The organism is Stenotrophomonas sp. YJH_SMC_16, from assembly GCF_059367875.1.
Genome location: NZ_JCAFRH010000005.1, coordinates 134,781 through 149,289, shown reverse-complemented (window position 1 = coordinate 149,289; position 14,509 = coordinate 134,781). Strand labels below are relative to the sequence as shown.

14 protein-coding genes are annotated in these 14,509 nt (G+C 66.9%); 7 read left to right on the top strand and 7 right to left on the bottom strand.

From position 1 onward, the window contains the following. Window positions 1–27: 27 nt before the first annotated feature. From AC5P6E_RS12755 to asnS, 6 genes are all read right to left on the bottom strand, one after another. Complete coding sequence (locus tag AC5P6E_RS12755) at window positions 28–549, bottom strand: 3-hydroxyanthranilate 3,4-dioxygenase (RefSeq protein WP_329835354.1); 522 nt, start codon at window positions 547–549, stop codon at window positions 28–30. Window positions 550–568: 19 nt separating this feature from the next. Beyond that, window positions 569–1,231: a carbonate dehydratase gene (gene can, locus AC5P6E_RS12750; protein ID WP_010480460.1), complete on the bottom strand. Its 663-nt coding sequence runs from the start codon at window positions 1,229–1,231 to the stop codon at window positions 569–571. A gap of 72 nt (window positions 1,232–1,303) precedes the next feature. After that, window positions 1,304–1,942, bottom strand: a complete 639-nt coding sequence (locus AC5P6E_RS12745; RefSeq protein ID WP_043398467.1) for an FMN-binding negative transcriptional regulator — start codon at window positions 1,940–1,942, stop codon at window positions 1,304–1,306. A 7-nt stretch (window positions 1,943–1,949) separates the two neighbouring features. After that, complete coding sequence (locus AC5P6E_RS12740) at window positions 1,950–2,264, bottom strand: hypothetical protein (RefSeq protein WP_006453002.1); 315 nt, start codon at window positions 2,262–2,264, stop codon at window positions 1,950–1,952. A gap of 7 nt (window positions 2,265–2,271) precedes the next feature. After that, the gene (locus AC5P6E_RS12735; RefSeq protein ID WP_010480464.1) at window positions 2,272–2,571 is read right to left on the bottom strand and encodes a hypothetical protein; all 300 of its coding nucleotides are present in this window, start codon (window positions 2,569–2,571) and stop codon (window positions 2,272–2,274) included. Between the two features lie 29 nt (window positions 2,572–2,600). Then, window positions 2,601–3,995, bottom strand: a complete 1,395-nt coding sequence (gene asnS, locus AC5P6E_RS12730; protein ID WP_049482475.1) for an asparagine--tRNA ligase — start codon at window positions 3,993–3,995, stop codon at window positions 2,601–2,603. Window positions 3,996–4,123: 128 nt separating this feature from the next. On the opposite strand from asnS, the gene AC5P6E_RS12725 reads away from it, so the two are divergent. The 6 genes from AC5P6E_RS12725 (at window position 4,124) to zipA (ending at window position 10,477) form a co-directional block, all read left to right on the top strand. After that, entirely contained in the window at window positions 4,124–4,462 is a 339-nt protein-coding gene (locus AC5P6E_RS12725; protein WP_006376495.1) for a HesB/IscA family protein, read from the top strand. A 233-nt stretch (window positions 4,463–4,695) separates the two neighbouring features. Then, complete coding sequence (gene rpsF / locus AC5P6E_RS12720; RefSeq protein ID WP_006452997.1) at window positions 4,696–5,133, top strand: 30S ribosomal protein S6; 438 nt, start codon at window positions 4,696–4,698, stop codon at window positions 5,131–5,133. 11 nt (window positions 5,134–5,144) lie between these two features. Then, entirely contained in the window at window positions 5,145–5,375 is a 231-nt protein-coding gene (rpsR, locus tag AC5P6E_RS12715) for a 30S ribosomal protein S18 (protein ID WP_002804494.1), read from the top strand. A 105-nt stretch (window positions 5,376–5,480) separates the two neighbouring features. Further along, complete coding sequence (rplI, locus tag AC5P6E_RS12710) at window positions 5,481–5,930, top strand: 50S ribosomal protein L9 (protein ID WP_043398478.1); 450 nt, start codon at window positions 5,481–5,483, stop codon at window positions 5,928–5,930. A 259-nt stretch (window positions 5,931–6,189) separates the two neighbouring features. Then, entirely contained in the window at window positions 6,190–9,693 is a 3,504-nt protein-coding gene (smc, locus tag AC5P6E_RS12705) for a chromosome segregation protein SMC (protein ID WP_329835351.1), read from the top strand. 46 nt (window positions 9,694–9,739) lie between these two features. Beyond that, complete coding sequence (zipA, locus tag AC5P6E_RS12700; protein WP_010480476.1) at window positions 9,740–10,477, top strand: cell division protein ZipA; 738 nt, start codon at window positions 9,740–9,742, stop codon at window positions 10,475–10,477. Between the two features lie 118 nt (window positions 10,478–10,595). On the opposite strand, the gene AC5P6E_RS12695 is transcribed toward zipA, so the two are convergent. After that, entirely contained in the window at window positions 10,596–11,726 is a 1,131-nt protein-coding gene (locus AC5P6E_RS12695; protein WP_329835349.1) for a pyridoxal phosphate-dependent aminotransferase, read from the bottom strand. Window positions 11,727–12,010: 284 nt separating this feature from the next. Between AC5P6E_RS12695 and ligA the strand changes: the two genes are divergently transcribed. Further along, window positions 12,011–14,482, top strand: coding sequence for an NAD-dependent DNA ligase LigA (gene ligA, locus AC5P6E_RS12690; protein WP_181389980.1), 2,472 nt, complete (start codon window positions 12,011–12,013; stop codon window positions 14,480–14,482). Window positions 14,483–14,509 lie beyond the last annotated feature (27 nt).

The window sequence follows — 14,509 nt, the reverse complement described above, 5'->3', positions numbered from 1 at the left end:
TGGGCTCGGCTCTACAGGGGCAGGTGCTCAGCCCGCCGCAGGCACCGGCAGCGGATCCACGTGCCCGCACTGGCTGCAGGTACGCAGCTCCAGGCTGGCGTGGTAACGCGCGAACACCTTGGGCAGATCGGTTTCGATGTTCCGCAGCGGGAAGTACTCTTCGTGCAGCTTGTGGTTGCAGTGTTCGCAATGCCAGATCACACCGTCCATCTCATGCGGCAGGCGCTTGCGCTCGACCACCAGGCCGATGCCACCGGGCGGACGCCGCGGCGAGTGCGGCACCTTCGCCGGCAGCAGGAAGATCTCGCCGGCGCGGATCGGAATGTCGCGCACCGCGCCGTCTTCCTGCACCTTCAGCACCATCTCGCCTTCGAGCTGGTAGAACCACTCCGGGCCTTCGTCGTAGTGGAAGTCGGTACGCGAGTTCGGCCCGCCCACCACCATCACGATGAAGTCGCCGTTGTCGATCATCTTGTTGCCCACCGGTGGCTTCAGCAGGTGGCGGTTTTCTTCGATCCAGGCGTGCAGGTTGATCGGCGAAGCGAGCATGGTGGTCATCCGTAAGGGATCAGTCGCGCTTGCCCTTGCGCGGAATGTAGGACAGGGCCTTTTCATACGCCGGCTGCAGCTCTTCCTGCGAACCGACGTCAATGCCCATCTCGCGCACGCGTCCGTCCTTCAGACTGTAGACCCAGCCATGCACCATCAGCTTCTGGCCGCGGGCCCAGGCATCCTGCACGATGGTCGAGCGGCACAGGTTGGCAACCTGCTCGATCACGTTCAGTTCGCACAGGCGAGCGTGCTTGAGCTCATCGGTCTCGATCGCATCGAGGATGCCGGTGTGCTTCTGCATCACGTCGCCCACATGGCGCAGCCAGTTGTCGGCCAGGCCGACGCGGGTGTTGTGCAGGCAGGCATGCACACCGCCGCAGCCGTAGTGGCCGACGATCAGGATGTGCTTCACCTTCAGCTGGTCCACCGCGTACTGCACCACGCTCAGGCAGTTCAGGTCGGTGTGGGCGACCACGTTGGCGACGTTGCGGTGCACGAACACTTCACCCGGGGCCATGCCGATGATCTGGTTGGCCGGCACGCGCGAATCGGAGCAGCCGATCCACAGGTATTCCGGGTGCTGCTGCTTGGCCAGCTGGTGGAAGAACTCGGGGTCTTCCTTCTCGATGCGGTCGGCCCAGTCGCGGTTGTTCTGCAGCAGCTTGTGGATGTCTTTCATGTACGGGTCCCTGGCGTCGGGTGGGGGCGCGCCGCAGCCATCCGGCTGCGTCGTCGCGGGAATCTGGGGCGTTCAGTCGCTGCGGGCGGCCTGTTCGCGGTGCCAGCGCATCCACTGCGCCAACTCGGTGGAAGAGGGGGTGCCGAGCTGTTCCAGTTCGGCGATCACGGCGCGCTGGTTGGCGTCGGGATGGTTCTGGCTCAGCTTGAGCTTGAGCTGCACCTGCTCGACCTGGAAACGGAAGCCGACGATGGCGCGCAGCTCCGGGCCGTGTTCGGCACGCGTGGCATCGAACTGCCAGGCCTGGCCGACACTGGCTTCGAAACGGTCGCTGATCGTACCAACCAGTTCGGCCAGCGCATCAGTGTCGTCGAAGGTCTGCAGCTGGCCACGCAGTTCGGCGGCGGCGTAGTTCCAGGTCGGCACCCGCGCCGCAGGTTCCTTGTCCGGGTACCAGCTGGCCGAGACATAGCCGTGCGGGCCGTCGACCAGCACCTTGGCCGCGCCGCTGTGGCGCGACTGCGGGTTGGCGCGGGCCCAGTGGCCGCGCAGTTCGATCTGTTCGCCGTCACGCCGGTACAGTACCGGCATCCGGGTCAGCTCCGGCAGGCCATCGCTGCCGGGGGTGAGCACGGTGACGAATGGATCGCGCGCCAGCAGGCGGTCCAGCCAGAGCAGGTCGGTCTCGGCGAAGGCGCGCGGGGTGAACATGCTGGGTTCAGGCGCGCCCGCCCAGCGACTGGATCATGCGGCCACGCAGTCCCTCGTCGCTGTCGGCCTGCGGCGGCTGCACTTCGTGCAGGCTGAAGCCGCGCACCAGCGCGTCTTCTTCGTCCAGGCCGTCGTACTCGACGAACTCGGCGTCGAACAGCTGCGAACGGGCGGTGTCTTCGCTGTCATAGCTCAGCGTGTTGCCATCGCTGTCGAGCACTTCGGCGGTGCCGGCCGGGCGCACGCGCAGGCGCGCCCAGATCAGGGTGTTGCCGAGGCTGGCCAGCCACCAGCTGTCGCGCGAGGCGGTGATGTCATTCATGGGTGTGTTACCAGAGCGAGGCCAGCCAGAGCAGGGCGGCCATGCCCAGTCCGGCCAGCAGGGTCAGCAGCGATACCCAGGCCGGCGTCGCCAGCCCGGACAGCGAGCGGTCCGGCTGATTGCGATAGTCGCGGCGCAGCAGCCAGGCCAGGGCATCGGGCTTGAGGAAGGCGCCGCTGCCGAAGCGCTCGGCGAGCGCCGGATGGCGGTCGCGCACATGCACCAGGGTCAGCGGCCAGAAGATCACGAAGGCACTGAACCCGGCCACTGCAACGCCGACGAAACAGAGGGCGAAGAACAGGGTCATGGGGCAGTACCTCCGTGGTCGTGTGGGGCTTAGAAGTCCGCGCTGCCGGGGGCGCGCGGGTAGGGGATCGCATCGCGGATGTTGGACAGCCCGCAGACGTAGACCACCAGGCGCTCGAAGCCCAGGCCGAAGCCGGCGTGCGGCACCGAACCATAGCGGCGGAAATCGCGGTACCAGCTGTAGTGCTCGCGATCCAGGCCGAACTGGGCCATGCGCGCATCCAGCACGTCCAGGCGCTCTTCGCGCTGGCTGCCGCCGATGATCTCGCCGATGCCCGGGGCCAGCACGTCCATCGCGGCGACGGTCTTGCCGTCGTCGTTCAGGCGCATGTAGAAGGCCTTGATGTGCTCCGGATAGTTGGTCACCACCACCGGGCGGCCGACGTGTTCCTCGGTCAGCCAGCGCTCGTGCTCGGTCTGCAGGTCCAGGCCCCATTCGACCGGGAAGTCGAACTTCCTGCCGGACTTCTGCAGCAGGGTGACCGCATCGGTGTAGTCGATGCGCTCGAACGGCGCGTTGATGAAGTCTTCCAGCTTGGTGATCGCGTTCTTGTCCACGCGCTCGGCGATGAAGGCCAGGTCGTCGCTGCGCTCGTTCAGCACCGCGCGGAACAGGTACTTCAGGAACTCTTCGGCCAGGCGTGCGTCTTCGGCCAGGTCGGCGAAGGCGATTTCCGGCTCGATCATCCAGAATTCCGCCAGGTGGCGGGTGGTGTGGCTGTTCTCGGCGCGGAAGGTCGGGCCGAAGGTGTAGACCTTGCTCAGCGCCAGGCAGTAGGCCTCGACGTTCAGCTGGCCGGACACGGTCAGGAAGGTTTCCTTGCCGAAGAAGTCGCGGCTGAAATCGATCGCGCCCTTCTCGTCACGCGGCAGGTTCACCATGTCCAGGGTGGACACGCGGAACATCTGGCCGGCGCCTTCGGCGTCGGAGGTGGTGATGATCGGGGTGCTGATCCAGTTGAAGCCGTTCTCGTGGAAGAAGCGGTGCACGGCCTGGGCCAGGCAGTTGCGGATGCGGGTGACCGCACCGAACAGGTTGGTGCGCGGGCGCAGGTGTGCCACCTCGCGCAGGAACTCAGGCGACATCGGCTTGGGCTGGATCGGGTAGGTGAGCGGGTCTTCGACCCAGCCGACCACTTCCAGTGCGCTGGCCTGGATCTCGAACGACTGGCCCTTGCCCTGCGACTTCACCAGGGTGCCGGTGGCAATGACCGAGCAGCCGCTGGTCAGGCGCTTGATCTCGTCGAAGTTGGCCAGGCCGTCGCCGGCCACGACCTGGATCGGGGCGAAGCAGGAGCCGTCGCTCACATTCACGAAGGCCAGATTCGCTGAACCGCGCACCGTGCGCACCCATCCGCGTACCGTGACTTCGCCGCCTTCCGGGATCTTCCCGGCAAGCGCATGTTCAACGCTGACCACCGTCATGACTTGAATCCTCTGCTGATCGACTCGATCTGTGAACACGGGAGTTTACCGGTTGCAGCGTTCTGCTTGCGAGGCATTTTTCGCGGCAACGGCTCCTTATAATGTCCCCGTACCTCTGGAGTAGCCCCATGGCCGTCAGCCTGACCCCCATTGCCTTCGAGCGCGTGCAGCGCTTCGTCGCCCAGACCCCCGGCGCGCTGGGCCTGCGTTTCGGCGTGACCAAGACCGGTTGCTCCGGCTGGGGTCACATCACCGACCTGGCCCGCGACGAGCGCGAGGGCGATACCGTGTTCGACCAGGACGGCGTGAAGATCTACGTCGACGCCAAGAGCCTGGCGCTGGTGGACGGCACCGTGATCGACTTCGGCAAGCACGGCCTGAGCGAGACGTTCACGTTCAGCAACCCGAACGCCACCGCCGAGTGTGGCTGCGGTGAAAGCTTCACCACCGACGCCGACAAGGCCTGACGGCCGGCCGCCGGGCATGGCCCGGCGCTACCCGCCTGGTGGGTGCCGACCTTGATCGGCACCGGGGCAGGGCACCCCGGTTCAGCATGTCGGGTACCCCCGGTTGCCCGGCCACCCCATCTGCGCCATAATGCGCGGCTTCCTGCCTACCCGGCGGGAACCCTTGCCCCACCGCGGTCTCAACGGCGGGGGGCTGTCCGGCCGCAAGGCCACATCCGAAAGGTAGAAAAAACATGAGTCGTCATTACGAAATCGTGTTCATGGTCCACCCGGACCAGAGCGAGCAGGTCCCGGCCATGATCGAGCGCTACAAGTCGCTGGTCGAGAACGGCAACGGCACCATCCACCGTCTGGAAGACTGGGGCCGCCGCCAGCTGGCGTACCCGATCCAGAACCTGGTGAAGGCCCACTACGTGCTGATGAACATCGAAGCCGACCAGGCCGTTCTGAACGAACTGACCGAGAGCTTCCGCTTCAACGACGCCGTGCTGCGCAACCTGGTCATCAAGCGTGACGAGGCTGACACCGAGCAGTCGCTGATCATGAAGAGCAAGGACGAGAAGGGTGACAAGCCGGAGCGCGGTGAGCGCCGTCGTCGTGACGACGAAGAAGGCGAGTCCACCACCACCGCTGACAACGAAGCCGGCGACGACGCCGCTTCTGCCGCCTAAGGAGCCTTCCCATGTCCAAGTTCTTCCGTCGCCGCAAGTTCTGCAAGTTCACGGCTGAAGGTGTGAAGGAGATCGACTACAAGGATCTCAACACCCTGCGCCAGTACCTGACCGAGAACGGCAAGATCGTGCCGAGCCGCGTCACCGGTACCAAGTCGAAGTACCAGCGCCAGCTGGCGACCGCCGTCAAGCGCGCTCGCTTCCTGGCCCTGATCCCGTACACCGACAACCACGACGTCTGATGCCCGGCGGGGCGGCCCGGTGCCGCCCCCGCTGTGCCAGCTATTCGGACAGCCTTTGTTGCGGGGCATCGCCTCGCTAACGAATAACTCATCTGGAGCAATACCATGCAGCTGATCCTCCTGCAGAAAGTCACCAACCTCGGCAACCTGGGCGACCTGGTCGACGTGAAGCCGGGCTACGGCCGTAACTTCCTCGTGCCGCAGGGCAAGGCCGTGCCGGCCACCGAGAGCAACAAGGCCGAGTTCGAAGCCAAGCGCGCCGAGTACGAAGCCAAGGCCCAGGCCATCCACGCCGAAGCTGACGCCCGCAAGGCCAAGCTGGACGGCGCGAGCGTGACCATCCCGGCCAACGCTTCGACCGAAGGCAAGCTGTACGGCTCGGTCGGCGCCCGCGAAATCGCCGATGCCTTCACCGCTGCCGGCCTGCCGGTCAGCAAGAGCGAAGTCATCCTGGGCGAAGGCGCCTTCCGCAACATCGGCGAGTACGACGTGCTGATCCACCTGCACGCCGACGTCGAGACCACCGTCAAGGTTGTCGTCGTCGCCGAAGCCTGATCCCACGCCGCAAGGCCTGGCATCACCGCAGAACGGGCGCCCGCAAGGGTGCCCGTTTTGTTTTATGGCTCCGTTTCGTGGTGTCGGACCACCTCTGGCCGACGGGGTGGGGCTGGACAATGTTCCACGCCCATTCGTAGAACACGGCCACATCGGTATACTCAGGGCGTCACACCCGTTCCACGGGCATCGATCCCAACAGGATCAATGGCTTGGAGGGTAAACGCAGGCCGCTTGCCGGCCCCAGTCCGGAACCCCTATGCGTCTTTCCACGATCAAGCTGTCCGGCTTCAAGTCGTTCGTCGATCCGACCACCCTGCACCTGCCGACCAACATGACCGGCGTGGTGGGGCCCAATGGTTGCGGCAAGTCGAACATCATCGACGCCGTGCGCTGGGTCATGGGCGAGAGCTCGGCCAGCCGCCTGCGTGGCGACTCGCTGACCGACGTGATCTTCTCCGGGTCCAACGCGCGCAAGCCGGTCTCGCAGGCCACGGTCGAGCTGATCTTCGACAACTCCGACCACACGATCTCGGGCGAGTACGCCTCGTTCAACGAAATCTCGGTCAAGCGCACGGTCAGCCGCGACGGCACCAGCAATTACTACCTCAACGGCACCAAGTGCCGCCGCCGCGACATCACCGATCTGTTCCTCGGCACCGGCCTGGGCCCGCGCAGCTACTCGATCATCGAGCAGGGCATGATCAGCCAGATCATCGAGGCACGCCCGGAAGACCTGCGCGTCTACCTGGAAGAGGCGGCCGGCATCTCCAAATACAAGGAGCGCCGCAAGGAGACCGAGACCCGCATCCGCCACACCCGCGAGAACCTGGACCGGCTGGGCGACCTGCGCGACGAGATCAGCAAGCAGCTGGAGCACCTCAAGCGCCAGGCCAAGCAGGCCGAGCAGTACCAGGCGCTGCAGGAAGAGCGCCGGGTCAAGGATGCCGAATGGAAGGCGCTGGAATTCCGTGGCCTCGACGGGCGCCTGTCGAAGCTGCGCGAAGGGCTGTCGCAGGAAGAAACCAGGTTGCAACAGCTGATCGCTGACCAGCGTGATGCCGAGGCCCGCATCGAGACCTCGCGGGTACGCCGCGAAGAGGCCGCCGATGCGCTCAACACCGCGCAGGCGGCGGTCTACCAGGTCGGCAGCACGCTGGCGCGCCTGGAACAGCAGATCCAGCACCAGCGCGAGCTGTCGCAGCGCCTGCACAAGGCGCGCGATGAAACCCAGCAGGCGCTGGCTGAACTGGGCCAGCACATCAGCGGCGACGAGGCCAAACTGAGGGTGCTGCGCGAGGCGGTGGAGGCCGCCACTCCGCAGCTGGAAGCACTGCAGGAAGAAAACGAGATCAAGCAGGAAAGCCTGCGTGAGGCTGAAGAGCGGCTGGCCAGCTGGCAGCAGCGCTGGGAACAGCACACCTCGCAGAGTTCGGAAGCCTCGCGCGCCGGCGATGTCGAGCGCACGCGCGTGGACTACCTGGACAAGCAGATCCTCGACGCCGACCGGCGTCGCGAGGCCCTGGCCGCCGAACGCGCCGGCCTGGACGTGGATGCGCTGGAAGAAGCCTTCGAGCAGCTGCACCTGCAGCACGACACGCAGAAGACCGCGCTGGATGAATTGAGCGAAGACGTCGAGCTGCGCAAGCAGGGCGTGGCGGCCGTGCAGGAGCAGCAGCGGAATGGCCAGAACGAACTGGCTGAACTGCGCAAGCAGGCCAACGGCCTGCGCGGTCGCCTGGCCTCGCTGGAAACCCTGCAGCAGGCCGCACTGGGCCAGGAGCAGGGCGCGGCCGTGGCCTGGCTGAAGGCGTGCGGGCTGGATTCGGCGGCGCGCGTCGGCGAACGCCTGGACGTGGATGCCGGTTGGGAAAACGCGGTGGAAAGCGCGCTTGGCCAGTTGATCGAAGGCGTGCTGGTCGATGACCCGGCCAGCCTGGTCGACGCGCTGGGCGAACTGGGCGAGGGCCACATTGCACTGGTCGCCAACGATGGCGCGGACCTGAAGGTCGCGCCGACCTCGCTGGCTGCACGCGTGCGTGGCCCGGCAGCGATCCGGCGCCTGCTGGCGCACCTGCACGGTGCCAGGGATCTGGCCGAAGCCAAGACGCTGCAGGCCAGCCTGCCGGAAGGCGATTCGATCATCACCCAAAGTGGCGAGCGCCTGGGTCAGGGCTGGCTGCGCGTATCGCGTTCCGGTGCGGCCCAGCAGGGCGCGCTGCTGCGCGAACGTGAGATCAACGAACTGCGTGAGCAGATCGAGCAGCTGCAGGACCGCGAGGCCGAGCTGGAGGAACAGCTGGCAGGCTTCCGTGAGCAGTTGCAGGCCGCCGAACAGCAGCGCGAAGACGCGCAGCGTGCGCTGTACCAGGCCCATCGCGCGGTCTCTGAACTGGCCGGCCAGCTGCAGGGCCAGCAGGGCAAGGTGGAGGCCGCGCGCACGCGCATCGACCGCATCGAAGGTGAGCTGAAGCAGCTGCAGGACACGCTGGAAGCCAACAACGAGCAGGCGCGTGAGGCGCGCTCGCGGTTGGAGAACGCGGTCAGCAGCATGGGCGACCTGGAATCGACCCGGCAGCGGCTGGAGGGCGAGCGCCGCCAGCTGACCGAGGCCCGCGACCTGGCCCGCGACGCTGCACGTGCGGTGCGCGAGCGGTCGCACTCGCTGGCCCTGACCCTGGAATCGCAGCGGGCGCAGCTGGCCTCACTGAGCCAGGCGTTGGAGCGCATGGGTACCCAGCGCGGGCAGTTGGATTCGCGCCTGGGCGAACTGCATTCGCAGCTGGATGAGGGCGATTCGCCGGTCGAATCGCTGCAGGCCGAACATCAGAACGCATTGGAAGAGCGCGTCCGCGCCGACCGCGTGCTGACCGAGGCGCGCACGTTGCTGGACGGCATCGATGCCGAACTGCGCAACTACGAACAGACCCGCCACCAGCGCGACGAACAGGCGCTGGCCCAGCGCGAACGCATTTCGCAGCGCAAGCTGGACCAGCAGGCGCTGGTGCTCAGCGCGGAGACCCTGCAGGGGGCGGTGGAGAAGGCTGGTTTCGTACTGCAGGACGTGCTCAATGCGCTGCCCGAGGATGCCCGCCTGGGCGACTGGGAGCAGGCCGTGCACCAGATCGATGGCCGCATGCGCCGGCTGGAGCCGGTCAATCTGGCCGCCATCCACGAGTACGGTGAGGCGTCGCAGCGCTCGGACTACCTGGATTCGCAGCACACCGACCTGACCACGGCGCTGGAAACCCTGGAAGATGCGATCCGCAAGATCGACCGCGAGACCCGTGGCCGCTTCAAGGACACCTTCGACCGCGTCAACGCCGGCGTGCAGGCGCTGTACCCGCGCCTGTTCGGCGGTGGCCACGCCTACCTGGAGCTGACCGGTGAAGACCTGCTCGACACCGGTGTGACCATCATGGCGCGTCCGCCGGGCAAGCGCGTGTCCAGCATCTCGCTGCTGTCCGGCGGCGAAAAGGCGATGACTGCGGTGGCGCTGGTGTTCGCCATCTTCCAGCTGAATCCAGCACCGTTCTGCCTGCTGGACGAGGTGGATGCGCCGCTGGACGAAGCCAACGTCGGCCGCCTGGCCAACATGGTCAAGGAAATGAGCGAAAAGGTGCAGTTCCTGTTCGTCAGCCACAACAAGGCGACGATGGAGGCCGCGCACCAGTTGTCGGGCGTGACCATGCGCGAGCCGGGCGTCAGCCGCCTGGTCAGCGTGGACCTGGAAGAAGCCGCGCGATTGGCGGGCGCGGCCTGACGTGCCATCCTAGTTACCTGAATGAACTAGCCGGAGAACCTATCGAATGTCCGACACGGCACTGTTGCGCATCGGCATCCTGGCCGCCGGCCTGCTGTTGATCGCCGCGATCTTCCTGTTTGGCCGTCCGAAGAAGAAGCCCCAGGGCCGCCGCGTGGAAAGCGCGGAACCGAACAGCGGCGAGCGCCGCGAGCCGGTGCTGGGCGAAGACGGCGTCACCGTGGCCGATGGCCGCGTCGAACCGGGCATGGGCACGGAAGGTGAGCAGGCCGAACTCGGCCTGGGCGAAACCGATCCGGGCGCCAGCGACCTCGGCAAGCGCGCCACCCAGGACTTCGACAAGATCGTCTCCCTGTTCGTGGCCGCTCGGGCCGGCGAACAGCTGCGTGGCGAAGACATCGTGGTGGCGGCCGAAAAGACCGGCCTGGTGTTCGGCCACATGAACGTGTTCCACCGCCTGGTGGAAGGCCACCCCGAGCGCGGCCCGATCTTCTCGATGGCCAGCATCATGAAGCCGGGCAGCTTCGACATGGCCAATATCCGTGCCATGGAGACCCCGGCCATCGCCTTCTTCCTGACCCTGCCGGCGCCGCTGACCGCGCTGGATGCCTGGGAGAAAATGCTGCCGACCGTGCAGCGCATGGCCGAGCTGCTGGATGGCGTTGTGCTGGATGACAGCCGCAACGCCCTGGGGCGCCAGCGCATCGCGCACATCCGTGACGAGCTGCGCGCCTATGACCGTCAGCACCAGGCTCCGCCGTTGACCAAGACCCCGCGCTGGTAAGCGCCATGGCGTGCCGACCAACGGTCGGCACCCACCCCGACCAACGGTTGGCACCCACAACAGTAGATCCGCGCCATGCGTGGATGGGGCGAACCAAGGTTCGCCCCCACCAACAGGGTCAGGCCAGTACGCCGGCCACCTTCGCGAACGCATTGCGGAACGCGGCCATCTCCTCTTCGGTGCCGACGGTCACGCGCACGCGCTGTGGCCAGATCGGCCAGCTTCGCCCGATCACCACGCCGTTGTCGGCCATTGCCTTGGCGAACGCGCTGCCATCGCGCCGGACGTCGACCACGAAGCAGTTCGCTTCCGACCGCACGCAGCTGAAACCACGCTTGCCCAGCCACGCGATGGTGGCCTGCCGCACCTTGGCATTCTGCAGGCGGCGCTGAGGAATCAACTGCGGATCGCGCAGGCTGGCCAGTGCAGCGGCCAGTGCCGGCACCGGCAGCGGGTTGTCGCCCAGGCTGGCCAGTTCGCGCAGGCGGTCGGGATGCGCGGCCGCCACGCCCAGTCGCAGGCCGGCCATGCCATAAAGCTTGGAGAACGTGCGCAACACGATCAGGTCGTCGCGCTGCGCCACCTGCGCAATCAGGCTCGGCTGCTCGCTGTACTGCAGGTAGGCCTCGTCCAGCAGCACGCGGGTGGAGGCGGGCTTGTGGGCCAGCAGCCAGGCAAGCTCATCCGGTGGGCTGATCGAGCCGGTCGGGTTGTTCGGGTTGCACACATACAGCAGTCCGGTCGGGCGTGCATGCGCGGCGGCAACCATTGCACGCAGGTCATGTGCGCCGTCGTCGCGCAGCGGCACTTTCTGCACGTGCGCACCGTGTGCGGCGGCGACCTCGCCCAGCGTCTCGAAGGTCGGGTCGGCGACTACCAGTCCCGCCAGCGGGCCGGTCCATAGCACGGCGGCACGGTTCAGCGGTTCGCTGGAACCCGGATACAACCGCACGTGATCAGCCGGAATGCGTGCCTGTTCGATGAAGGCGTCGCGCACCTGTCCGGCCAGTGCGAAACGGTAGCGGCCGCAACCGGCGATGCTGTCGCGTGCCGCCTGCTGGGCTGCGGGCGAGGGACCGTAGGGGCATTCGTTGAAATTCAGCAGCACCGCACCTTCGGCGGGGGCGAGGGCGGCGGCGGCGGCTGTCGCGGGTTGGGCATGGCCGAGCTGCGGCAGCCCGCTGCCGGCGACGGCGAGGCCAGCACCGGCCAGTTGCAGGAAGCGTCGACGGGAAGCGGGCAGGGGCACGGGCAGGATTCCGAAGGGCAGACCGTCGCACGCTAGCGCCGGTGAGGGTGGGCGGCAAGCTGCATTTGCAGCGTCGAGCCGTGCTCGACTACAGACGTGCCAACCAAGGTTGGCACCTACCGGAGCGGGGAGAAGGTTGGCACCTACCGGAACGAGGGAGACGGTTGGCACCTGCCAGAGCGGAGGGGGGGCAGTCGAGCATGGCTCGACGCTGCAAAAGCGGGGCCGTTACCGGGCCTGACGGCCGGGCGCGGTAGAATTCCCGGCCATCCCAGAACCACCGGATCCCGATGAGCCCCAGCCCAGCCGAACGCGCCGAAGACCTCCGCCGGCAGATCGCCCAGGCCAACCGCGCCTACCACGAGCTGGACGCGCCGGAGATCCCTGACGTCGACTACGACCGGATGGTGCGCGAGCTGGAAGCGCTGGAGCGCGAGCACCCGGAACTGGCCCGTGCCGACAGCCCGACCCAGCAGGTCGGTGCGCGGCCCTCCGGCCGTTTCCCGGAGGTGCGCCACGCGGTACCGATGTTGTCGCTGTCCAATGCCTTCAGCGATGAAGAAGTGGCCGATTTCGTGCGCCGCATCGATGAGCGCCTGGGTCGTCGCAGCCTGCGGTTCTCGGCCGAGCCGAAGATGGACGGCCTGGCGATCAGCCTGCGCTACGAAGAGGGTCATTTCGTGCTCGGCGCGACCCGTGGCGATGGCAGTACCGGCGAGGACGTGACCGCCAACCTGCGCGAGATCGGTGACATTCCCAAGCGCCTGCACGGCAAGGACTGGCCGGATGTGCTGGAGGTACGCGGCGAGGTCTACATGGCGCGCGCCGATTTCGAGGCCTACAACGAACGTGCCCGCCAGCACGGTGGCAAGGTGCTGGCCAATCCGCGCAATGCCGCGGCCGGCTCGCTGCGCCAGCTCGATCCTAAGATCAGTGCGCAGCGCAGGCTGAGTTTCTTCGCCTACGGCACGGGCGAAGTGCAGGGCGGTGAACTGCCGGACACCCATTCGGGCACTCTGGCCCAGCTCGGTACCTGGGGCTTTCCGGTCAGTGAGCTGTGCAAGGTGGTGGAAGGCACCGACGGCCTGCTCGGCTACTACCGCGACATCGGTGAGCGCCGTGATGGCCTGCCGTTCGATATCGATGGCGTGGTCTACAAGCTCGATGATCGTGCGGGTCAGCAGGCGATGGGCTTCGTTTCGCGCGCGCCGCGCTGGGCCATCGCGCACAAATTCCCGGCGCAGGAACAGAGCACCACGGTGGAGGCGATCGAGATCCAGATCGGCCGCACCGGTGCGGCCACACCGGTCGCGCGCCTGGCGCCGGTGGCCGTGGCCGGCGTGATCGTGTCCAACGCCACGCTGCACAACGCCGACCAGATCGCACGCCTGGATGTGCGCGTCGGCGACAGCGTGATCGTGCGCCGTGCTGGCGATGTCATTCCCGAAGTGGTCAGCGTCATCCTCGACCGCCGCCCGCAGGGCACCGCGCCGTGGCAGATGCCGACGCGCTGCCCGGTCTGTGGCTCGGAGATCGTGCGTGAGGAGGGGGCAGCGGCGTGGCGTTGTTCGGGCGAACTGTCCTGCCCGGCGCAGCGCAAGGAAGCCATCGCCCATTTCGCTTCGCGCCGCGCGATGGACATCGATGGCCTGGGTGACAAGTACATCGAAACCCTGGTCGACGCCGGCATCGTCAAGAGCGTGGCCGACCTGTACCGCCTCAGCCGTGACCAGCTGCTGCACCTGAAACTGGTACTGGACGCCGAGGATCCGTCAGCACTGGCCGCTGCGCTGAAGCTGCATCTGCCCGCCGAGGGCAGTGGTGCGGTGCTCAATGCAGTGCTGAAGCTGGACGGCAACGATCCGGGCTGGCGCGCGCAGGCGCTGGTGCAGCCGGCCAGCTTCGAATGGAACACGAAGAAGATCGCCACCAAGTGGGCCGACAACCTGATCGCGGCGATCGACGCCAGCCGTGCTGCCACGCTGGAGCGCCTGCTGTTCGCGCTCGGCATCGAGCATGTGGGCGAAAGCACGGCCAAGGCGCTGGCGCAGTGGTTCGGTGACCTGGAGCTGATCCGCCATCTGCCGTGGCCGTTGTTCAAGCGTGTGCCGGACATCGGTGGCGAAGTGGCGCGCTCGCTCGGCCATTTCTTCGAGCAGCAGGGCAACCAGCAGGCCATCGATGACCTGCTGCAGGTTGGCCAGGTGCGGATCAGCGATGTGCACGCGCCCAGCGCCAAGCTGCGTGAGGGCCTGGATCTGGCACAGCTGCTGGTCGAGTCGGAAATTCCCGGCATCACCCGCCTGCGCGCCGAGAAGCTGGTGGCTGCGCTGCCTGGCGCGCAGGCCGTGCTCGACGCCGAACATGGCCAGTTCGTCAACGCCGGCCTACCGGACGACACTGCGCGCGGTCTAGCGGAGTGGCTGGACGCCGAAGGCCATGGCGCGATGCTGCTGGCGGCCGAGAAGGCGATGCAGCAAATCCTGGCCAAGGCGCCGGCGCTGGCCGAGATCGTTGCGGGCCCGCTGGACGGGCAGACCGTGGTGCTCACCGGCACCCTGGCGCAGCTCACCCGCGATGCCGCCAAGGAGCGCCTGGAGGCGCTGGGCGCCAAGGTCTCCGGCAGCGTCTCGAAGAAGACCAGCTTTGTGGTGGCCGGTACAGAGGCAGGCTCCAAGCTGGACAAGGCACAGTCGCTGGGCGTGCCGGTGTGGGACGAAGACCGCCTGCTGGCCTATCTTGCCGAACACGAATGATGACCCCGCCGGGTGCCCCTGCGCCCG

What these genes read in the sequence shown, in the direction of transcription:
- AC5P6E_RS12755 (WP_329835354.1), bottom strand. Translation starts at nt 549, where the DNA reads ATGCTCGCTTCGCCGATCAACCTGCACGCCTGGATCGAAGAAAACCGC.
- can (WP_010480460.1), bottom strand. Translation starts at nt 1,231, where the DNA reads ATGAAAGACATCCACAAGCTGCTGCAGAACAACCGCGACTGGGCCGAC.
- AC5P6E_RS12745 (WP_043398467.1), bottom strand. Translation starts at nt 1,942, where the DNA reads ATGTTCACCCCGCGCGCCTTCGCCGAGACCGACCTGCTCTGGCTGGAC.
- AC5P6E_RS12740 (WP_006453002.1), bottom strand. Translation starts at nt 2,264, where the DNA reads ATGAATGACATCACCGCCTCGCGCGACAGCTGGTGGCTGGCCAGCCTC.
- AC5P6E_RS12735 (WP_010480464.1), bottom strand. Translation starts at nt 2,571, where the DNA reads ATGACCCTGTTCTTCGCCCTCTGTTTCGTCGGCGTTGCAGTGGCCGGG.
- asnS (WP_049482475.1), bottom strand. Translation starts at nt 3,995, where the DNA reads ATGACGGTGGTCAGCGTTGAACATGCGCTTGCCGGGAAGATCCCGGAA.
- AC5P6E_RS12725 (WP_006376495.1), top strand. Translation starts at nt 4,124, where the DNA reads ATGGCCGTCAGCCTGACCCCCATTGCCTTCGAGCGCGTGCAGCGCTTC.
- rpsF (WP_006452997.1), top strand. Translation starts at nt 4,696, where the DNA reads ATGAGTCGTCATTACGAAATCGTGTTCATGGTCCACCCGGACCAGAGC.
- rpsR (WP_002804494.1), top strand. Translation starts at nt 5,145, where the DNA reads ATGTCCAAGTTCTTCCGTCGCCGCAAGTTCTGCAAGTTCACGGCTGAA.
- rplI (WP_043398478.1), top strand. Translation starts at nt 5,481, where the DNA reads ATGCAGCTGATCCTCCTGCAGAAAGTCACCAACCTCGGCAACCTGGGC.
- smc (WP_329835351.1), top strand. Translation starts at nt 6,190, where the DNA reads ATGCGTCTTTCCACGATCAAGCTGTCCGGCTTCAAGTCGTTCGTCGAT.
- zipA (WP_010480476.1), top strand. Translation starts at nt 9,740, where the DNA reads ATGTCCGACACGGCACTGTTGCGCATCGGCATCCTGGCCGCCGGCCTG.